Consider the following 20,791-nt stretch of genomic DNA (forward strand, 5'->3'; position numbering starts at 1 on the left):
CGAAGTCACCTGCAAGCAGGTGCTCAAATAGCTTATCTCATATGCCCTCATACTCCCTATTTCGCTTGATGTGACCCTCGTCGCCAGACTTTATCCACAGGTGCCTCACCCGATCGCGGAGTATCCACAATAAGCAATCACTCCATTCGCCCTTTGACCCGCGATCAACGACATTGAGTGCATGTTTCTTCGCAATGACCGTTATGCACATCTTCCTTTGACGATCCTTGCCGCCTTGGCTCTGTTTTCTTGCCTATTGACGAGGCCGGCCAACGCATCCGTCTGGCAACACTGGCAGTGGCCGACCGGGAATGCGGCAAGCGTGACCAGGGGTTTTGATCCTCCGGCGTTACGGTGGCTTTCAGGTCATCGCGGAGTCGATCTGAAGGTCGATGTTGGCGCTACGATCTATGCCCCGGCTGACGGGATTGTAGAAGTGGCCGGCGAGGTTGCCGGCAAGGGGGTTGTCTCGTTGTCCCATGGCCCGGTTCGTTCAACATATGAGCCCGTCGATGCTCTTGTGAGCGTTGGAGACCACGTCAGTGCGGGGGCTCCCATAGCAACCCTCAGACCCGGGCATGAGCCAGCAGGCGGTCTGCACTGGGGTGCCAAAACCTCAAGGGATCACTACGTTAATCCCCTACGGTTCTTAGTTGGCGATCTTGCCCTGAAACCCTGGGATGGGAGTAAAGTGCGCGGGTAGCCTCGTCAATCGTAGGCGGGGCGAAGCTGGAGGGCAGACGAAGAGTTAAGCGCGCGGGTGTGCCTGAGCATAGATAGCGGACAATCGTTTTGAATCAACGTGCGTGTATCGCTGGGTGGTCTGTAAAGAAGAGTGGCCGAGGATCTCTTGAACGCTACGCAAATCTGCTCCCCCTTCAAGCAAGTGCGTCGCCATCGTGTGCCGTAGAGCGTGTGGCGCAAGATCTGGGACCCCAGCTCGGGCAGCTTCGCGATGGAACATGGAGCGGACAACTCGAACATCGATCCGCTTGCCCTGGTCACCAATGAACAGAGCATTCCCAGAATCAGAATTGCTCAGTTGCGGACGACCGCGAACCGTCCACGTCTGTACGGCTTCGAGGGCAAGATCGGTCAGCGGAACAACGCGTTCTTTGTTTCCCTTACCCAAAACACGTCCGGTGTGGCCCGAATAATCGATGCTTGTCACATTCAACCCAACGAGTTCTGAGATACGCATTCCCGACGCATAGATCAGTTCAAGGATCGCCCAGTTCCGCAGATCTGTCGCATCGCCTGAACGGGCGTGGGCACGCGCATACTCCATCAGGGTCGTCGCATCATTCGATGTCAGAACCTGAGGAAGGCGTTGATCTACGCGAGCAGACGCAAGCGATGCAGAAGGATCATGAGCCAACACGTCATGGTCAATCGCCCACCGACAAAAGTTTCGTACGGCAGCGGTCTTACGTGACAGGGTCGAACGTGATGCACCCTGCTCACTCAGTTTCGCTAACCACAGGCGAAGACGGCGCGTTGTCAAGCGAGCGTCTAGTTGCTCGCTCGTTGGATTCGGGTCAACGCCGATGAACTCAAAACATCCAGCAACATCAACCGAATATGCCGTGATCGTATGGTCAGACAGCCGACGCGCATGGGTCAGGAATGATACCCATGCGTCGAAGATGCCTAACTCACTCATGCCTTCATTATCAGCACCGAGCTCCACCTTTGCGAGCCCAACCGCGGGAGTTAGAACGCACGTACCCGTCAAGCTCCAGTTCCGCGAGCGCCCGCAACGTTTCCTGTTCGCTCATGCCAGCGTTTGCGGCGATGGTGGAAAGTGTTGAGAGGTTGCGTATGGGAAGGGCTTCCCATGCCCTGCGCGCGTGGGGTGAGAGTGCATTGATTCCCTGATCTGGGCAGACGGGTTCACCGAAGAGTGTGCCTTGGAGTTGCGTGTGCAGGGGGTCGATCATTTCGTGGATGTCGGATGCGTTTCTGATGAGCGTGGCACCGTTGCGAATGAGCTCGTGGCATCCCGTTGAGGATTGCGAGGTGATGGGTCCGGGGACTGCTCCTACGGGTTTGCCTAGTGTCATTGCTCGTCTGGCTGTTGCGAGGGCACCGGATCTGGATGACGCTTCGATGACAATGGTGGCATCCCCCCAAGCGGCTAGCATTCTGTTTCGTCCAAGGAAGCGCCATTTTGCGGGTCTGAAGCTTGGTGGTACTTCTGAGACGATGGCTCCTGACGATTCGACGATCGTTTCGAAGTCGCGGGTATGAGAGACGGGATAGGGGTTTGCTACTCCCCCGGCAAGGATGGCGATTGTCTGTCCGTTTGCTGCGACTGTTCCCCTGTGGGCGGCGATGTCGATGCCGAATGCTCCGCCGGAGAGGATGGTATCGCCTCTGTCGGCAAGGTCGGATGCGATGTCGAAAGCGTTCCTTGTTCCGAGGTTTGTTGTTGCTCTCGCTCCGACGATGGTGACTGAACGTGTGTGTGGGAGTGTGCCCACGACCCATAGGCCAAGTGGTGTTGATTCTTGAAGGATGGTGAGTTCTTTGGGGAAGGATGGGTCTTCTTGGCTGATGAAGCGTCCGCTTAGGGCGTGGATTGCCTCAAGTTCTTGGTTGAGGTTGTTGCGTAGTGCACGTGGTTTGAAGCGTTTCCAGGCGTCTTCGAGTGTTTTTCGATGCTGTGACAGTGGTGGTGGGAGTGGGCCGGGAGAATCGGCGCATACCCATTCGACTGATTCAATGAGTCCAAGGTGAAGTCGTAGAGCGTGGGCATGGGCGTCTTCGGGTTCTTGGATGCATGTCCACCATGCCCAGGCGAGGTCGCGTTCATTGATAGAAGGCATCGAGTGCTCCTGAGTTTCTCAGTTGTAGTGCCTGCGCAAGGTCGGTGTCGTTGGGTGTGGATCGTTCGGCTAGGTCGGCGAGGGTCCACATGAGGCGTAAGACGCGATCGGCGCCTCTCATGGACAGAATTCCTCTGTCGACGCCTTGATCGATGCGGTCAATGTATGTGCGTGCTATGCCCGAGTGCTGTCGCACCCAGGGGCCGGGAAGCTGACAGTTGAGGGTCCATCCTGTTCCTTCTAGGCGTGTGCGTGCCCTGTCGCGTGCGGCGAGTACTCTTTCGGCTACTTCTTTGGATGTGCGTCGTTTGCTGGCGTTGAGCTGCGCGCGGGTGGGAGCATGCATTGCGATCGTGATATCAATGCGGTCAAGCAAGGGCCCTGATAGTCGTGTGATGTACCTGCGTTTTTGGATGGATGCGCATCGACAGGGGCGAGCTTTGGTTCCACCACCGCACGGGCAGGGGTTTGAGGCGAGGATCAGTTGAAATCTGGCAGGATAGGTGGCTTGTCCTTTGGCTCGATGGATCGTGATGACGCCTTCTTCGAGTGGCTGGCGCAGAGCGTCGAGGACCGAGGGGATGAATTCGGTTGCCTCGTCAAGGAACAGAACTCCCCCGTGTGCCAGTGATGCTGCACCCGGCATCGCAATCCCACTACCGCCACCAATCAGGGCCGGCATTGTGACGCTGTGGTGAGGGGATTGGAAGGGAGGGGTGCGCATCAGGGTTGCGTGGTCTTCGAGGCGGCCTGCGATGGAATGAAGTGCGGATGTCATCAGGGCCGTTTGATCATCCATCGGCGGCAAAATCGTTGGCATACGTGATGCGAGCATTGACTTTCCGGAGCCAGCTTCACCGATGAGCAACACGTGATGGCCTCCCGCGGCAGCCACCTCTAACGCGTCAACAGCTCCGTCTTGACCTCGTACATCTGCTAAATCTGAAACCGCGGTGATGCTTTCTGTCAGTCTCTCAGTCGGCAGAGCGTGGAGAATCGGGATAGGTGTTTTCGGACGTAGAGCATCTCCCCCAGCCCAGGTAACAAGATCAGCTAAGTGGTCGAAACCAATGACATCAATACCGTGGACAAGACGAGCTTCTAAGACACATGTTGCGGGAACGATGACACGTTGAATCCCGAGTTTCTTCGCCGACAAGACCGCGGGAAGAATTCCTCGGATTGATTGGATACTGCCGTCAAGAGCTAGTTCTCCTAATAGAGCAGCGCCTACGAATGCCTGTCTTTTCAGTGAGCCCGCAGCTTGAAGCACTGCGATGGCGATCGCAAGATCAAACCCTGAACCAGACTTTGGAAGACCCGCCGGTGACAGGTTCACGGTGATATGAGAGTCCATCACTTCCAAGTTGCAGGACTGCAACGCCGAGCGAACCCGGTCTTTCGCTTCACGCAAAGACGCGTCCGGCAGGCCAACCAGAGTGAACTTGACCAGTCCGCGCCCCACATGTGCTTCAACGCGCACCCGATGGCCTTCTATGCCCACAAGTCCAATTGAATCAATGTGTGCAAGCGAGGCGTTCATGCGATGCCTCGAATCCATTCGATGCGCGCACCGTAGTCACGTAAGTCCGCATCTGGACCAGACTCTTCAACGACTACGCGCATTGCCGGATCGACAGTGATCGCAACAATGTCAACGCGCAAGTGCCCACGGCACTCATGCGATCGCACCCAAGCAACCGACAGCGAACGTAGTTGCCTGACCTTTCGATCATCAACTGATTCGAGCGCACTCCCCTTTGCGTTCCCAAAGCGGGTTCTGACTTCGATGACAATCGTGTTCGAGCCGTCCGTCGCAATGATGTCGAGCTCGCCTGCCCTGCCGTTGCGCCAATTTCGATCAACAACCTGCAGACCACCTTCGCTGATGAAGCGCGTCGCAGTGACCTCGCCTAGCATTCCGAGTCGACGGCGAAAATCGTTTCCCATACTGACCTCCGCACCAAGCGTCGGTCAGGAATACACAGAAAGAAAGTCAGCGAAAGCGAAATTGTGGATAAGTAGCACCCACCTGAAATTGTGGATAACCCGCCGAAGGGGTCAGAGGTTCAGCTCTGGCTTGGTCAATTCTTCGACGTTCACGTCTTTGTAGGTGATGACCTGGACAGAACGCACGAAACGCGAGGAACGGTAAATGTCCCACACCCACGCGTCAGTCAGCGTGAGTTCAAAGAAAATATCCCCACCAACTGGACGGGCTTGAACATCGACCTGATTGCAGAGGTAGAAACGACGTTCGGTTTCGACCACGTACTTAAATAAGCCAATGACATCCCTGTACTCGCGGAAAAGCTCAAGTTCCAGAGAGTTTTCGTAGCTTTCGATGTCTTCACTCACGGTTCAATCATGCCTAACAAATTGTTCCTGACCCTTCAGGCGCGCTCGGCGCGCCCAGTGCCGGGAAGGTTCCACGAACGGCGATGAAGAGGAGAAACCCCCAGTCGCCTCAGAGCGTCAATGTGTTTTGCCGAAGAATAGCCTTTGTTCGAGGCCCAGTCGTATCCCGGATCTTCCACCGTTTTCATCCATTCGTCACGTCTGACCTTCGCGACAACGGATGCGCCGGCCACGACCGAGCATGATGCGTCAGCCTTGACGCGAGTGACAACGTGTGGCACCTCAATGTCCGGGTAGGGTGCGTCATCAATCGGAGAAAACAAATCGTCGGATCGCGTCAGCCAATTATGCGCCCCATCAAGCAGAACAATCACGCGTGCGCCATTGGGAATATCCAACTGTTGCAGAGCACGCATACCAGCCAAACGCAGGCCAACAATGATTCCGTGGGCGTCGACTTCATCATTCGAAGCAAAACCCACACCAACAGACTTCGCCCACCGGCACACCAGAGGCTCCAAGGCGACGCGTCTTTTTTCGCTTAACAGTTTCGAGTCGCGAAGCCCCGCTGGTTGAGGGGCCTCGTCCCCCGTGACAAGGCATGCCCCCACGACAACGGGCCCTGCAATTGCACCACGCCCCACCTCGTCCATTCCAATGACAACGTCATAGCGGGTAAGGAGCTCACGTTCGACATCGCGCGTCGCATCACTGGGCATCGGGAATACCAGCAAAAACGTCGCGACGATTCAGGCCTGCCTTCCAATGCGACGTCGGCCAAATAACTGCGCTCACGGTGCCAACAACCGCGTCTTCGGGAACGTAAGGTGTTTCACCAGAACCCATGTGGTAGCGAGAATCCGCTGAATTACCACGGTTATCACCCATGACCCAAAGCGTGCCCTGGGGAACCGTAATATCGAAAGAAATGTCAGAGGGAAGCTGACCGTCAGCAATGTAGGGTTCGTCCACGGGCACACCATTCACTGCAACCTTGCCTTCGGCCGTGCAACAGGTGACGTGATCACCGCCCACACCGATCACGCGTTTCACAAGTGTTTTATCTGAACCACCGGGAAGAAAACCAACAAATTTACCGACAGCATTGGCAAAAGAATCGTCGGTTGAAAGATTCGACGGGAGCCAGTCCAACTGATCGTGAAAAACAACCACGTCACCGCGCTCAATATTTCCCGTGTGTGCCGCGATACGTGAGACTGCGATACGGTCGTTTTCCACCAGGGTGTCGCGCATGGACGCGGAGGGAATCCAAAACACTTGGACGATAAAAATGCGGAGCAGAGTGAAGATCACGAACGCCGCGACCACGATCAGGGCAAGTTCACGAATCCAAGCAAAAAAGCCACCTGAACCGGTATCCCCATCAGAATCGATGGCGTAATCACTGTCAGTCACTCGTAATCCTTCACTTTTCAGAGGAGATGCCAACACCGGTTGGCATACGAACACGCAAGCCCGGTGCCCCGAAGGGCACCGGGCACACAGTGGTCATGCTCAGAGTTTCACTCTGCGCTGCCCGAGCGGTGTTCCTTAATCTTGGCAGCCTTGCCGTGACGCTCACGCAGGTAGTAGAGCTTTGCACGACGGACGTCGCCCTTGGTGACGACCTCAAGGCGGTCGATCGTCGGTGCATGCAGCGGGAACGTACGCTCCACACCAACACCGAAGGAGACCTTGCGGACGGTGAACGTCTCAGAGACGCCGTGACCGCGACGGGCAATAACAACACCCTGGAAGACCTGGATACGGGAACGGCTACCTTCAATAACCTTCACGTGAACCTTGACGGTGTCACCGGCGCGGAACGAAGGAAGATCGGAACGAAGGGAAGCGGCGTCGACTGCGTCCAGCTTCTGCATGTTTACTCCTTGACACTTCTGCCGCAGGTCAGTTGCGTCGAATACGGCAGGCGGGGCCTGCGCTTTCTTCAACGGGCATTCATGTGAGTGTCCCCCTGCGGCAGGTTGCACTCGAATGCACCGTGTTCAAGTGTGCCACATTCGTCAGGCGGTGCCCACTGTCTACGAGGTACGAATATGTCTATCGAACGGTGAGATTCCGCACGAGGACAACGTCTACGTTCATTACTCCCCCGACGTTGAACGTGCGACGCGCCTTCTTTTTGAAGCCGTGCTTCTTGTAGAACTTTTGAGCGCGAAGGTTACCGGTGTTTGTTGCTAAAACTAAGCGCGGGGCTGCATTGGAAGCTTCAACGTCCGCCACTGCTGCTTCAAGTAGAGCGCCCGCCAGACCACTTCCACGCCACGTAGCATCCGTGTAGCACTTGGACAGGTAGGCGTCCGACGCTTCGATACGTCCGGGGCGCACCATGCCTTTTTCAATCGCGTCTTCACCGATGATCGACAGGGTGTATCCGCCCAGTTCACCGCCGATTTCAGCGACCAGCACGCGGTATCGTTCCGGCTGAGCGATGAATCGAGCACATGCTTCAGGCGATAGCTGGTCGCCGATAAACGCTGCGATTGCTTCATCAGAAAGGACGTCGGGACAGGCGTCCGGGAACGTACGCGCCGCAAGTGCGGCAAGAGCGTCGGCATCGTGTGCCTGAGCCACTCGAATCGAAACCGTATGATGCCCGCTAGGGGTGACGAGGTGCCCGCAGGCAGCAAGAAACTCTTTGTCAGCTGAATCGAGATCCCCGTACTGCAACTGAGCAATCAAATCCGGCCTGCGCTCGACTGTCCGCTTCAGCGACAGGTCGCGTCGCCAGCGTTCGATCCGCCCGTGATCGCCACTGAGAAGAACGTCAGGCACCTCGATATCACGCCACGAACGAGGCTTCGTGTACGTCGGGTACTCCAACAGACCGTTCTCATGGGACTCTTCCTCGAGCGACTGAGGGTTCCCCATAAAACCGTCGAGTAGACGCGTCACCGCTTCCACAAGCACGAGCGCCGCCACTTCCCCACCGTTCAACACGTAGTCGCCGATCGAGTACTCAAGAACCTCGACACCTAACGCGCGGTAGTGATCGGCGACGCGCTGATCAATCCCTTCGTATCGTCCGCAGGCGATCATCAGCTGATCGACGTTAGTCAGGTTGCGTGCGGTTGCCTGCGTCAACGGGATACCGGACGGTGTTGGGATCGCAAGAACACGACGTTGCGCAACGTCCTGGTCTTGCCCAGCAGAGCACTCAGCAATGACCTCGTCGAGAGCCTCTCCCCACACGGTCGGCATCATCACCATGCCCGCGCCACCGCCGTACGGGGTGTCGTCAACTGTGCGGTGTGCGTCGTGCGTCCAATCACGCAGATCGTGGACATGCACATCGACGAGGCCAGTCTCGTGTGCCTTGCCCAGCAGAGACAGATTTACGGGCGCGAAGTACTCGGGGAAAATCGAGAAAAGGTCGATCCTCATCAGTTGGAATTCCTATCCGATGCATCGACATAGTCATCATCAAACAAGCCGGGAGGCGGAGTCAGAGTAACGCGCTTATTCTCAACGTCAACCTCGGGGACAAGCTCTTCAACGAAAGGCACCATGACTGTTGCTCCACTGACGGGCTTGACCAGAAGAAGATCCTGAGCCATTCCAAACTGCAGGCCAGTCACTGTTCCCAGTGTTGCGCCATCGGGCATCACAGCTACGCACCCCTTCAGTTGATGCGGATACCATGCGTCTTCTTCTTCAGTTTCTTCGACCAGAAGCTTCTTGCCACGCAGAGCCTCTACCTGTTCGCGGGTTGACAGTTCCTCGAAGCCAACAAGCAGGCGATCCTTGTGCATACGCGCACTGCGAACCGTCAGTTCCATTTCAGGCTCGCCCAGTACACCGAAGACAAAGCCGGGTGTCCAGATCTCAGGATCGTCGGAACGTACTTCCACCATTGCTTCACCACGAAGGCCATGAGCTGGCCCGATGATGCCTGCGGTCATCTGCATAGTGTGTCCTTCATCCTTCAGTTGTGTACACCGAGAAGTGACGTATTGGCTTCTAGTATCCCACGGCCAGCGAATCGGTCTGCATTCTGTTTACCGCTCATATCGTGGGAGAAATAAAACAGTGGAGGGGCTCAAAACTGAGCCCCTCCACGTGAGTTGTGTTTGCGAGCGCTTACTCGCGATCCGTGTCGACAACGTCAACACGAATAGGACCGCGCGTTGAAAGAGCGCCCATCACCGTGCGCAGAGCGCGAGCGGTGCGACCGCTACGACCAATCACACGACCGAGGTCATCGGGATTGACCCGAACCTCAAGGAGGTGACCGCGTCGCATGGAACGAGCCGAAACCCGAACATCTTCCGGGTGGTCGACGATTCCAGAGACGAGGTGCTCAAGCGCATCAGCCAGCATGATCAGGCTTCCTCGCCAGCTTCAGCCGGAGCTTCTTCAGCTTCAGCTTCTGCTGCCTTTGCTTCAGCCTCGGCAGCTTCAGCAGCGGCCTTTGCTTCTGCTTCAGCCTCTGCCTTTGCAGCTGCCTGAGCAGCCTTCGACTTTTCGGCTTCTGCTTCTGCAGCCTTGACAGCTTCAGCAGCTGCGCCAGCCTTGTCAGACTCGGCAACCTTGACGCGGGAAACCGCATCCTTCTTGCCGTTGAACTTTGCGATGTCGCCGGTCAGGACGAGCAGGTTACGAACCTGGTCGGACGGCTGTGCGCCAACACCCAGCCAGTACTGAGCGCGAGCCGAGTCGATGCGGATGATCGACGGGTTCGGCTGTGCGTCGTACAGACCGATCTCTTCGATGACGCGACCGTCACGCTTCTTGCGCGAATCGACGACGACAACACGGTATGCGGGAGCGTGAATCTTGCCCACGCGCTTCAAACGAATGCGAACTGCCACTTGTGTGGTCACTCCTGTTTCTAGTTCAGAGTTGGAACGTGCACTTCCCCGGTGGGAAACACAGGTCAATGTTTGTTCCGGGACGCGGTCAAAGAAGGTGAGAGGGTCCTTCAGTGCCCGAGTACGCCCTCAATTGTGCCATAGTTGGCGCCCGATGCCCCAAATCTGGGGCTCATCACACGCTTCAACCCGCCGTGGAATCGGTCACGTCCGAAACAAAGCGCAATTCAAGAACGCGAATAAACCAGCTGCCCATTGATCACGACATGGTCGGGCTGATCCAATGCACCGCTTGTTCGCGGATCCTCGCGGTAGATCAGAAGATCCGCACTGGCACCCGGACTCAACTGCTCAAAGTTCAGTGCAATGCGGGACTTCCATGTGGCGACATCGATCAGTTCTAAGCGCGATACTCCCCGATCCAGCCAGAGTTCAAACTCTTTACCGATCGTCCCATGCTCTTGGTAGCCACCAGAATCAGTACCCATCACCAAGGTGACGCCGAATTCCCGGAGCATCGCGAAATGCTCGCGACGCTCGTCGTACATACGAGACATGGTCGCACCGTATACGGGGTATTTCGCTCCGGCCTGATCAGCGAAGTCCTTGAACAATTCAACTTGAAGTAGCGTCGGAGTGATCAGCACTCCCCTGCGCGCGGCCTCATCTGCTTGATCCGCGTCCATGCCCGTCGCGTGTTCAATGTCGTCGACGCCCGCTTCAAGAAGCGAGTCGATCGTCGCGTGAGCGAAGGAGTGAACCGCCACTTTCGCACCGTTTTCGTGGGCAGCTGCAACGGCATCCACAAGAACCTCCGTCGGCCACAGCGGATCGAGGTCAGAATCTGCACCATTCGAGCGATCAATCCAGTCGCCGACCAGTTTCACCCAGCCGTCGCCCCGTTTCGCCTGCTCAGCGACGAGGTCCGGAAGATCAGCGAGATTCTCACAGTCGATGGGCATGCCACGAATGTATCGCTTGGGACGAGCAATATGACGTCCTGCTCGAATCAGTTTCGGCAGGTCATCGCGTGAATCCAACCAACGATTATCAACGGGAGCGCCACAATCGCGCAGAGCCAAGACACCCGTGTTCCTCTGGGCACGCGCCTGTACTTCTTGCTCTTCAAGGCCCACGGGCCCATCTGATCCAACGCCAATATGGGCGTGAGAGTCAACGAATCCAGGCACCGCAAAGCCGGTGAAGTCCGAACCTGTCGTCCCGGCCTCGTCGATCATGGTGATGCCGGAAGGATCAATCTTCCACGAACCGGTTGTCCACGACGCCGGTGAGCCGGAGGTCGCGGACCAGAGTAGCGATCCCTGAAAGATCACTTGAGGCCGGCCATCATGCGCTTGATGTCGTCTGGCAGATCATCCATCGACGGACGAGCTGTTGGTTCGGGAGCAGGCGCACCGCCGAATGCGGATCCTGTAGCGGGAGCAGACGAACGTTGCTCGGGCGGAAGAAGAGCCTCAAGCTCCTGCTGGCGACGCTTCGCAGGATTACCGGAACGCGCCTTCTTCTTGACCTTCGCACGCTTTGCCTGAGCGGCACGCGCATTCGCCTTCTGCTTCGCCTTACCGCCCTGGCCGGGCATGTTACCGAAGCCGGGCATTCCGCCCATCTGGCCCATCTGGCCCATCATGGACTTGGCAGCTTCAAAGCGCTTGACCAGCGAGTTCACCTCAGCAACCGTTACACCGGAGCCTCGTGCGATACGCGCACGACGCGAACCATTCAACAGCGAAACATCTTCGCGTTCCGCTGGCGTCATCGAACGGACAATCGCCTCAATACGATCGACCTCGCGTTCATCGAAGTTTTCAATCTGCTCGCGAATCTGGCCTGCGCCAGGAATCATGCCGAGCATCTTCTTCATCGAGCCGAGCTTCTTCACCTGTTGCAACTGCGAGAGGAAGTCACCCAAAGTCAGTTCGCCGGCCATTGCCTTTTGCGCCATGCGCTCGGCTTCTTCGGCGTCCAGCTTCTTTTCTGCCTGCTCGATCAGGGTGAGGATGTCACCCATATCGAGGATGCGTGACGCCATACGGTCAGCGTGGAAACGCTCAAAGTCATCGAGGTTCTCACCCGTGGACGCGAACAGGATCGGTGCACCGGTCACGCCTCGCACGGAGAGCGCAGCACCACCGCGGGCATCACCGTCGAGCTTCGACAGGACAACACCGGTGAAGCCCACGCCATCGCGGAACGCGGTCGACGTTTGGACGGCGTCCTGACCGACCATCGCGTCAAGCACGAACATGATTTCGTGCGGTTGAACAGCATCGCGGATCGCGACAGCCTGAGCCATCATTTCTTCGTCGACACCCAAACGACCCGCGGTATCGACGATGACCACGTTAATGCCGTTTTCAATCGCGTGGTTCAGACCCGAGCGTGCGACCTGCACCGGATCGCCAACGCCATTACCGGGTTCGGGCGCCCACACGTGAACGCCAGCACGCTCACCCACAACCTGCAACTGGTTCACTGCATTCGGGCGCTGAAGGTCAGAGGCAACAAGAAGAACGGACTTGCCTTCTTCGCGGAGCCACTTACCGAGCTTTCCGGCAAGCGTCGTCTTACCGGCACCCTGCAGACCAGCAAGCATGAAGACCGTCGGACCACGATCGGCAAACTTCAGTTCACGAGTTTCGCCGCCCAGAATCTCAACCAGTTCCTCGTTGACGATTCGAATGACCTGCTGTCCGGGATTCAGTGCCTTCGAACGCGCCGCACCGTAGGCCTTCTCACGGACCGAGTTGGTGAACTGACGGACAACGGGAAGAGCAACGTCAGCATCAATCAGGGCGCGACGAATCTCTGAAATTGTCTGGTCAACATCTGATTCGGTCAGCACACCACGAGAGCGAAGCTGTTTAAAAGACTGAGTCAGCCGATCCGACAGATTTCCAAACACGTTGAGTCTCCCAAAAGGTGGAAAGCAAAAAGGGTACGAGGCCACGACCTCGTTGAGTGGTCAAAGCCTATCGCACGCGGGCTATCACAGCCGTATGCGAGGCAGCCCTCACACAGCGTGAGACTGACCCGCCTAACGTGCAACTCGAAAAGTGTCAGCCATTCACGATGGCGTCAACGAAGCCCTGCGGATCAAACGGAGCAAGATCGTCAGCGCCTTCACCCAGGCCAACGAACTTCACCGGAACACCAAGAGCCTTCTGCACGGAGACAACAATGCCCCCCTTTGCAGACCCATCAAGCTTGGTCAGGACAATGCCGGTCACTCCAACAACTTCAGCGAAAACCTCAGCCTGCTTCATACCGTTCTGACCGGTGGTCGCATCGAGGACCAGCAGAACCTCGTTGACGGGAGCCTGCTTTTCCATGACACGCTTGACCTTGCCAAGCTCATCCATCAGCGTCGACTTCGTCTGCAGACGACCAGCGGTATCAACCAGCACGACATCAATATTCTTGTCTGCGCCAGCCTTGAGCGCATCGAAAGCAACCGAAGCCGGATCTGCGCCCTCGCGGTCAGAAGCAACGACCTCAACACCAACGCGCTCGCCCCACGTGCCCAGCTGTTCGCCGGCAGCAGCGCGGAAGGTGTCAGCTGCACCCAGCAAAACGCTCTTGCCTTCGGCAACGAGAACGCGAGCCAGTTTGCCAACGGTCGTCGTCTTACCGGTGCCGTTCACGCCAACCATCAGGATCGATGCGGGAAGCTCACCTTTGTCGCCCTGACGATCAAGATGCAGGCTACGATCCATCGCAGGATCAACCAGCGCAAGAAGCTCTTCGGAAAGAAACCTCTTAATGGAATCAGTGTCGTGAACACCTTCGACAGCCACGCGATTCTTTAGTGCCTCAATCAGCGTGTCGGTCGCTTCAAGACCAAGATCAGCGACAAGAAGCGTATCTTCGACTTCTTCCCAGTCAGCGGCTTTCAGCTCACCACGGGACAACACCGAAACGATAGCCTTGCCCAGCGTGCCCGAACGCGACAGGCGCGACCGCAGGCGAGCCATACGGCTCGGCAGTGATTCAGGAACCTCAACTGACAGTTCAGGTGCTTCGACAGTCTCTTCAACAGGTGCTGTCAGCTGGTCTTGCCCGCCATCTACGACAGGGGCAGACGTCGGAGCGCACAAGGCGGCCTCGTCGATCGGCGACGGACTACCGCGCGCATCAGGTGCATCTGCGGGGACCTCATCCGCAGGAGTTGTCGGCGCGGCCGTAACTGGCGTGGCCGGAGTAGCAGGCGTAATAGTCGGCATGGACTTCTTCGAGCTACGCGCAACTCCAATACCAATGCCCACGATGACAACGACGAGCAGTGCAATACACGCAATGCCCGCCGGAGAGCTTAAAAATGAAAGAACAGCGTCCATGGGCTCATCATCTCCCATGGACGCTATCAAGTTCCACTTATTGGTTGAACCTAACGGAGTCGAACACTAGTGGCACGCTAGGCAACGTTTACTCGGCCGAAGATTCCTTGCCTGCCTTGCGGTGCTCCTGCATCGCTTCAAAACGATCCGTCACACGCTCAATACGATCAACGCCGGGCAACCGATCCGCATCAAAATACGCGTTCTTCATCGACGACGTATCACCCATCAGATCCGTCAACGTTGTCGAGTGAGGTGACACGGGATCGGCATCATTTTCGGGAGCATTCGTCAGCTTCTCACGCTGGTCACGAAGATGTTCCTGCCAAACGGACGCAGGGCGACGCTCAAGTGCCAAACCAACGATCACCGCAACAGCGATAACCACAACGAGCAGAAGAACAAAGGCCATGATGAGAAAACCCGAGAGCATGTAACTATGTTCTAACTGTTCGAGCCCGCCCGCCACCTCACACTTAGTGACTTCATCGTTTCGTGACCATGAGATGACTCACCGCAACGTTACTGAGATAAGACAAACGCGAGGTGATCAGTCGAGGTAATCGCGAAGCACCTGGCTACGCGACGGGTGACGCAACTTCGACATCGTCTTCGACTCGATCTGACGAATACGCTCGCGCGTCACGCCATAGACCTTGCCGATCTCATCCAGGGTCTTCGGCTGACCATCGCCCAGACCGAAACGCATCGACACAACGCCAGCTTCACGCTCCGACAGGGTGTCGAGCACGTTGTGGAGCTGTTCTTGAAGAAGCGTGAACGACACAGCGTCGGCGGGAACGATTGCTTCAGAGTCTTCGATCAGGTCGCCGAACTCAGAATCGCCATCTTCGCCCAGCGGAGTGTGAAGCGAGATCGGTTCGCGACCGTACTTCTGAACCTCGACGACCTTTTCGGGCGTCATGTCGAGTTCCTTCGCCAGTTCTTCCGGCGTGGGTTCACGACCAAGATCCTGAAGCATCTGGCGCTGGACGCGAGCGAGCTTGTTGATGACCTCAACCATGTGGACAGGAATACGGATCGTGCGAGCCTGGTCAGCCATTGCACGCGTGATCGCCTGACGAATCCACCAGGTTGCGTAGGTGGAGAACTTGTAGCCCTTCGTGTAGTCGAACTTCTCAACTGCACGAATCAGACCGAGGTTACCTTCCTGGATCAGATCCAGGAACTGCATGCCACGACCCGTGTAACGCTTAGCCAGCGAAACGACCAGACGCAGGTTTGCTTCCAGCAGGTGATTTTTCGCCAGCTGACCGTCGGATGCCATGAAGTGCAGCTCACGACGTTCCTTCGCCGTCATCGAATCGGCTTCGTTCTTCAGCTTGTATTCAGCGTAGAGGCCAGCTTCAATACGGCGGGCAAGGTCAACTTCCTGCTCTGCGTTCAGCAGCGAAACCTTGCCGATCTGCTTGAGGTAGTCCTTGACCGGGTCCGCGGTTGCGCCCGCGACGGTCACCTGCTGGACGGGCTCATCGGACTCGTCGGAGTCGGAAACGACGAAACTCCCCTTCGTCTTTGCCTTCGACGTTGTTACCTCAACGACTGACGGCTTAGGCTTGGACTCTTCATCTTCCTCTTCATCTTCCTCTTCAGATTCGTCTTCAGATTCCTCTTCATCATCTGACGTATCGTCGCCATCTGTGTCTTCAGTATCGTCGAGTTCTTCTTCGTCGTTCAGATCGATATCAGCATCGTCGATATCGTCTTCAGTCTCTTCTTCAGACTCTTCAATTGCCGGTTCTTCGACCTTGGGCTCGTCCTTCTTCTTGCGACGAGTCGTCTTCTTTGCAGGCTTGTCTTCTTGAGCCTCTGTAGCCTCTGCAACCTTCTTGGTACGACGCGTAGCTTTCTTCGCGGGCTTACCTTCTTGGGTCTCTGCACCCTCGACGGTCTTCTTGGTCGTGCGACGAGTTGCCTTCTTCGTGGACTTGTCTTCTTGAACCTCGGCAGATTCGCCGTCCTTCTTCGTGGTGCGACGAGTCGTCTTCTTTGCCGTTTTTGCGGGCTCTTCCTGGGTAAGCGGAGCCTGCGCGTCGGTTGTAGGAGCATCACTAGAAGCGACTTCAGCGGTCGCCTTCTTCGTGGTACGACGCTTGGTCTTCTTTGCAGGAGCCTTGGTGGCTTCAGCTTCAGACGAAGCCTTTGCAGTTTCGTCGGCGACCTTCTTCACGGTACGTCGAGTCGTTTTCTGAGCAGGCTTCTCTTCGGGAGCGACGTCGCCAGCTTCCGCGGTCTTCTTTGCCGTACGGAGCGTGGTCTTCTTTGCTGGAGCCTTGGTAGCTTCGTCGGTAGCCTTTTGAGTCACAGCCTTCGAAGCACGCTTCTTCGTTGCTGGTGCGGTCTTTTCTACCTCTACTGTTTCGTCAACCCTACTAGCCTTGGAAGTAGTCTTGGACCCCTTGGTAGTGCTCGATCCGGCCACACCTATCCCTTTCGCAGAAAATGGGGACTTCTTCGCGCCGATTCGGGCGCTGAAAACCTACTTTTAATTATAGTCCGATAGTGCAAATTTTCCTGATGAACTCACCTGTCAACCCCTATTTTTAATGATGTAGCTCACCAAAGGTGAAACAATAATGACCAGCACCACATTTACACGTGTCACGCTACAGTGTGACCTATGGAAACACTTACCGCACGGTTCGCCGAACTCCGCCCCACCATCGACAATGCGACTCACGATCATCTGATCGCGTTGATGGATGAAATCGGCACGTCACGAGTCTCGGATGAATTTACTCAGACCTGCGTCGCCTCGATCCAGTCAGGCAAGCGTTTCCGCGGACTTCTGGCATATTTCGGGGCTTCGTTGGCCTTGCAACGTCCGCTGGATGATCCGGATCTTGACCTTTCGGCGTTGGCAGCCGGCCTTGAGCTCTACCAGGCCTCAGCATTGGCGCACGACGATCTCATTGACCATGCTGATACGCGTCGCGGAGCCCCCACTCCCCATGTTCGCCTTGCTGAGATTCATCGCGATAGGGGCTGGGAAGGGTCTGCAACCGCATTCGGTGCCGCCGGCGCCGTTCTTGTCGGTGACCTGTTGTTCTCCGCCGCCCAGGCCGCAGTCAATTCTCAGTGCTCACTGTTGGCCCCGGAGCGCGCCTTCTTGCTCATGCAGCGTTTTACGACGATGCACGCGGAAGTGGGCTTGGGGCAATACCTTGATATCCGAGCAGAAAATCTTCCGTTGGACGTCGAAGATAACGTTGCCATCAGCGTCGAGGATGTCATGGAGGTTGTCCTCCACAAGAGCGCGCATTATTCGATCGTCCACCCGGCGATTCTCGGGGCGATTGCCGGCGGTGGTTCACCCGAGCTGATCCAGGCGTTGGACTCCATCCTCACTCCGTGGGGTATCGCTTTCCAGCTTCGCGATGACGATCTGGGGATCTTCGGCGACCCGGCAACCACGGGCAAGCCTGCCGGCGATGATCTGCGTGAGGGCAAGCGAACCGTATTGCTTTCTTTGGCGTGGTCTCATGCGACTGTAGACGAACGTCGCACTCTGCTCGGAGTGCTCGGCGACGAGGATGCTTCGGATGAAGCGATTGCCCAGTGCGCGACGATTATTGAAGAACGCGGTCGACGCGCCCACGAGTCGCTGATCGATTCTCTAGTGAAGGAAGGCCATCGCGGTTTTGACGCCTATCCATTCACTGAAGATCAGCGTCGCGATCTGACCGAGTTGGCTGAGATCATCACCGCCCGTACGGCGTAACCAGTCACCTTACGCGTTCAGATTTGCCTTCTGTGATAATGAAAAGAACGAGGCAACGCACATGGCGAGCCTCGTTCTTTGTTCAAGCGCGGGTCGGAATAATCTCAGAACGCCAGAGTTGAGGCGATTGAATTGACCTTGTGGTGGCGCCCCTTCAACAGGGCTTCCATGGGCGTTTCACCGAGTTCGTCTTGAACGGTGTACAACCAAGCAGCCGCTTCTTCGGGCGTAAAACCGTCGTCCTCCAGAAGCGTCAGCGTGCCAGGAAGGCTGAACAGTGGCTCCCAGCCGTTTGCACCTAAGACAATGATTTCGCGAGGAATCGCAGGCTTTCCGCTCTCGCCCTTCACGGCAAACAAAACATGATCACGCACAAACTGCTTGATCCGGCGTTCTTCGACGCCCAACAGACGACCGGCTTCTTCAAACGAAATAGTTTCCACATTCTGGGTCATGTTCTCAGCCTAGCCGTCAAACGCTCCCCCGGCCTCGTCTCGAGGCACTGAGCGCACGAACTCACATGGCGCGCCGTCTTGCGTACGCCCACTACGGCGCCCCTCTAATACAATCCGAACGTGACCGATTTTGATTCAGACCGACGCACCCCTGACACTGGTTCGCAGCCGACTGAACGCCTGCAGACCCTACCAGGGCATCGTGTTGCACCTGAATCACCCGAGCCCAACGATCTTTCATCCCCTACGAGCGACCAGATTGATCCGCTTCTAGGAATGCTTATTGACTCGCGCTATCGCGTAATCCGCCTGCTGGCTCGTGGCGGAATGGCAACCGTGTACGTGGCACAAGACGAACGCTTGGAGCGCCCGGTTGCTTTGAAGATCATGCATCCGCATCTTGCCCAGTCACAGGATTACGTTGCTCGTTTCCGTCGCGAAGCGCGATCCGCTGCCCGCATTATTCACCCCGGTGTCGTCTCGGTTTTCGATCAGGGTGTTGTTGCTGGTCAGGGATTCTTGGTCATGGAACTCATCGACGGACCGACCCTTCGCACTGTCTTAAACGAGCAAGGTTCTTTTACCGTTGGGCAAACCCTGTCCTACGTTCACGACGTTCTTGACGCACTCCGAGCCGCTCATCGTGTTGGTGTGATCCACCGCGACATCAAGCCAGAAAACGTCCTTGTTCCCGCAGATCCGCCTGCTCGCGTGACCGATTTTGGTTTAGCACGCGCGGCCTCTGAAGTGTCACTTTCGACCACTGGTTCAATGCTGGGAACCGTGGCCTACATTGCTCCGGAAGTCGCCCTGTCACACGACGTTGATCAGCGCACCGACCTTTACGCCGTTGGCATCATGGCGTTTGAAATGCTCACGGGTTCAGTGCCGTGGGAAGGCGAAAACGCTATCCAGATTGCTACGCATCATGTGAATGATCCCATTCCGATGCCGTCGGCTCTGGTCAGCTGGTTGCCTCGCGAAATTGATGACTTTATTTCAGCGTTAGCTGCAACGAATCCTGATGAGCGACCAACAGACGCCGGTGAAGCACTTGAGCTCCTTGCTCGCGTCGAAAGTGGACTGCCGGAAGAGATCCTTGCGCGTCGAGCCGACGTTGCACCAAAGGTTGCCTCTTCTGCGGGAGAAACTGCCACTTGGGAGCATCTGGGTGTGACGTCTTCACTTCCCCCGAATGGTCATTCCACGTCCCGCACTGTTGTCCAGGCCGCTGGAGTGCAAGGAGCGATGCATTCTCCAAAAAAGAATCGCCGTTCGTTCATCGGCAAGTTCCTGGCCATCATTGCCTTCGTCTCTATCATCGGTGGTGTAGGTGGCTGGTGGTGGTGGAACGAGTATGGCCCCGGCTCATACTTGACCATGCCTCAAACAGCTGGGCGTTCCTCACAGGCCGTGAAGTCAGAGCTTGCAGCTCTTGGGCTTGGAGTGATTGAAGAGGAAGCGTTCTCTGACACCGTCCAATCCGGTATCGTCATTTCTTCTGATCCCGGTGGTGGGCAGCCTGTTCACAAGAACGCAGAGGTTCGCGTAACAACCTCCAAAGGCATCGATATGCGAGCTGTGCCCGATCTTGTTGGAAAGAACAAGTCTGAGATTGAGACTGTGCTCACCGATGCTGGTTTAGCCGTGGGCACAATCAACGAAGAGTATTCGGAAGAGGTTGCCAAGGATATCGTCATTTCTCAGTCCTTGGATCCCGATACGTCGATCCCCCACGATACGAAAATCGATGTTGTTGTCTCGAAGGGTCGAGAACCACTGACGGTTCCGGACCTCATGGCGATGAGTAGCGCTGATGCTCAGGCTGCGATCGAGGCACTGGGATTGGTCGCGTCGCCAAGTGAAGAGTACTCGGACACTGTCGCCGAAGGCTCCTTGATTTCTCAGACAACAGCAGCTGGCACGACTCTCTATAAGGGCGACAAGGTCGAATATGTCGTTTCCAAGGGGCCAGAAACAGTTGAAGTCCCCTCCATTACGGGTAAGCAGGAAGCTGAAGCGAAACGAATCTTGGAAGCTGCCGGCCTGAATGTCACGGTTCAACGCGTGCTCGGTGGCTTCTTCGGGACCGCGCGTTACACAGATCCCGGTGCTGGCACGGTTGTGAAAAAGGGATCGACGGTCACCCTCTTCATCGTGTAGTCGATAGCTCTGCATAGAGCTTCTACCGATACAGCTTCCACCCTCTTCTAAGTTTACT

General features: G+C 56.6%; 21 protein-coding genes. 3 read left to right on the top strand and 18 right to left on the bottom strand.

Annotated elements, in window-relative coordinates; all coding sequences use genetic code 11:
- The first annotated feature begins 181 nt into the window (after window positions 1–181).
- Window positions 182–703 (top strand): M23 family metallopeptidase, encoded by a 522-nt coding sequence (locus AC5RE1_RS06570; RefSeq protein WP_006681172.1) that lies wholly within the window; start codon window positions 182–184, stop codon window positions 701–703.
- A 45-nt stretch (window positions 704–748) separates the two neighbouring features.
- On the opposite strand, the gene AC5RE1_RS06575 is transcribed toward AC5RE1_RS06570, so the two are convergent.
- The 17 genes from AC5RE1_RS06575 to AC5RE1_RS06655 form a co-directional block, all read right to left on the bottom strand.
- Window positions 749–1,663, bottom strand: a complete 915-nt coding sequence (locus AC5RE1_RS06575; protein WP_040318557.1) for a tyrosine recombinase XerC — start codon at window positions 1,661–1,663, stop codon at window positions 749–751.
- A gap of 10 nt (window positions 1,664–1,673) precedes the next feature.
- Complete coding sequence (gene dprA / locus AC5RE1_RS06580) at window positions 1,674–2,828, bottom strand: DNA-processing protein DprA (protein ID WP_179369706.1); 1,155 nt, start codon at window positions 2,826–2,828, stop codon at window positions 1,674–1,676.
- Window positions 2,812–4,371, bottom strand: a complete 1,560-nt coding sequence (locus AC5RE1_RS06585; protein ID WP_006681175.1) for a YifB family Mg chelatase-like AAA ATPase — start codon at window positions 4,369–4,371, stop codon at window positions 2,812–2,814. The genes dprA and AC5RE1_RS06585 overlap by 17 nt, the downstream gene beginning before the upstream one ends.
- Window positions 4,368–4,778, bottom strand: coding sequence for a YraN family protein (locus tag AC5RE1_RS06590; RefSeq protein ID WP_006681176.1), 411 nt, complete (start codon window positions 4,776–4,778; stop codon window positions 4,368–4,370). Before AC5RE1_RS06590 ends, AC5RE1_RS06585 begins: the two co-directional genes overlap by 4 nt.
- A 111-nt stretch (window positions 4,779–4,889) precedes the next feature.
- On the bottom strand, window positions 4,890–5,186 hold the full coding sequence (locus AC5RE1_RS06595; protein WP_006681177.1) for a DUF2469 domain-containing protein: 297 nt from the start codon (window positions 5,184–5,186) through the stop codon (window positions 4,890–4,892).
- A 35-nt stretch (window positions 5,187–5,221) separates the two neighbouring features.
- Complete coding sequence (rnhB, locus tag AC5RE1_RS06600; protein WP_179369707.1) at window positions 5,222–5,905, bottom strand: ribonuclease HII; 684 nt, start codon at window positions 5,903–5,905, stop codon at window positions 5,222–5,224.
- Window positions 5,895–6,602 carry a signal peptidase I gene (lepB, locus tag AC5RE1_RS06605; RefSeq protein ID WP_006681179.1) on the bottom strand — a complete coding sequence of 236 codons (708 nt, stop codon included), beginning with the start codon at window positions 6,600–6,602 and terminating at the stop codon, window positions 5,895–5,897. The genes rnhB and lepB overlap by 11 nt, the downstream gene beginning before the upstream one ends.
- Window positions 6,603–6,709: 107 nt before the next feature.
- Complete coding sequence (rplS, locus tag AC5RE1_RS06610) at window positions 6,710–7,066, bottom strand: 50S ribosomal protein L19 (RefSeq protein ID WP_006681180.1); 357 nt, start codon at window positions 7,064–7,066, stop codon at window positions 6,710–6,712.
- Between the two features lie 181 nt (window positions 7,067–7,247).
- A complete protein-coding gene (gene trmD, locus AC5RE1_RS06615) occupies window positions 7,248–8,591 on the bottom strand; it encodes a tRNA (guanosine(37)-N1)-methyltransferase TrmD (protein WP_219585183.1) in 1,344 nt (447 codons plus the stop codon).
- Window positions 8,591–9,115, bottom strand: a complete 525-nt coding sequence (rimM, locus tag AC5RE1_RS06620; RefSeq protein WP_179369709.1) for a ribosome maturation factor RimM — start codon at window positions 9,113–9,115, stop codon at window positions 8,591–8,593. The genes trmD and rimM overlap by 1 nt, the downstream gene beginning before the upstream one ends.
- Window positions 9,116–9,287: 172 nt before the next feature.
- Window positions 9,288–9,527, bottom strand: coding sequence for an RNA-binding protein (locus AC5RE1_RS06625; RefSeq protein ID WP_006681183.1), 240 nt, complete (start codon window positions 9,525–9,527; stop codon window positions 9,288–9,290).
- 2 nt (window positions 9,528–9,529) lie between these two features.
- Window positions 9,530–10,018 carry a 30S ribosomal protein S16 gene (gene rpsP, locus AC5RE1_RS06630; protein ID WP_103631881.1) on the bottom strand — a complete coding sequence of 163 codons (489 nt, stop codon included), beginning with the start codon at window positions 10,016–10,018 and terminating at the stop codon, window positions 9,530–9,532.
- A gap of 227 nt (window positions 10,019–10,245) precedes the next feature.
- Window positions 10,246–11,352, bottom strand: a complete 1,107-nt coding sequence (locus AC5RE1_RS06635) for an amidohydrolase family protein (RefSeq protein WP_219585184.1) — start codon at window positions 11,350–11,352, stop codon at window positions 10,246–10,248.
- Window positions 11,349–12,941, bottom strand: coding sequence for a signal recognition particle protein (gene ffh, locus AC5RE1_RS06640; RefSeq protein ID WP_493938473.1), 1,593 nt, complete (start codon window positions 12,939–12,941; stop codon window positions 11,349–11,351). The genes AC5RE1_RS06635 and ffh overlap by 4 nt, the downstream gene beginning before the upstream one ends.
- A gap of 154 nt (window positions 12,942–13,095) precedes the next feature.
- Window positions 13,096–14,373, bottom strand: coding sequence for a signal recognition particle-docking protein FtsY (gene ftsY / locus AC5RE1_RS06645; protein WP_493938476.1), 1,278 nt, complete (start codon window positions 14,371–14,373; stop codon window positions 13,096–13,098).
- An 88-nt stretch (window positions 14,374–14,461) separates the two neighbouring features.
- Window positions 14,462–14,806, bottom strand: coding sequence for a hypothetical protein (locus AC5RE1_RS06650; protein ID WP_050998791.1), 345 nt, complete (start codon window positions 14,804–14,806; stop codon window positions 14,462–14,464).
- Window positions 14,807–14,923: 117 nt separating this feature from the next.
- Window positions 14,924–16,816: an RNA polymerase sigma factor gene (locus AC5RE1_RS06655; protein ID WP_493938474.1), complete on the bottom strand. Its 1,893-nt coding sequence runs from the start codon at window positions 16,814–16,816 to the stop codon at window positions 14,924–14,926.
- A 198-nt stretch (window positions 16,817–17,014) separates the two neighbouring features.
- On the opposite strand from AC5RE1_RS06655, the gene AC5RE1_RS06660 reads away from it, so the two are divergent.
- The gene (locus tag AC5RE1_RS06660; protein ID WP_103631884.1) at window positions 17,015–18,115 is read left to right on the top strand and encodes a polyprenyl synthetase family protein; all 1,101 of its coding nucleotides are present in this window, start codon (window positions 17,015–17,017) and stop codon (window positions 18,113–18,115) included.
- Window positions 18,116–18,219: 104 nt separating this feature from the next.
- Here AC5RE1_RS06660 and AC5RE1_RS06665 read toward each other — a convergent pair whose 3' ends face one another.
- Window positions 18,220–18,570, bottom strand: coding sequence for an Rv2175c family DNA-binding protein (locus tag AC5RE1_RS06665; RefSeq protein ID WP_006681191.1), 351 nt, complete (start codon window positions 18,568–18,570; stop codon window positions 18,220–18,222).
- 120 nt (window positions 18,571–18,690) lie between these two features.
- Here AC5RE1_RS06665 and pknB point away from each other — a divergent pair, with 120 nt between their 5' ends.
- The gene (gene pknB / locus AC5RE1_RS06670; protein ID WP_103631885.1) at window positions 18,691–20,733 is read left to right on the top strand and encodes a Stk1 family PASTA domain-containing Ser/Thr kinase; all 2,043 of its coding nucleotides are present in this window, start codon (window positions 18,691–18,693) and stop codon (window positions 20,731–20,733) included.
- Window positions 20,734–20,791: the final 58 nt, after the last annotated feature.

Source organism: Actinotignum sp. usb-actsch-rep-73 (assembly GCF_059082735.1).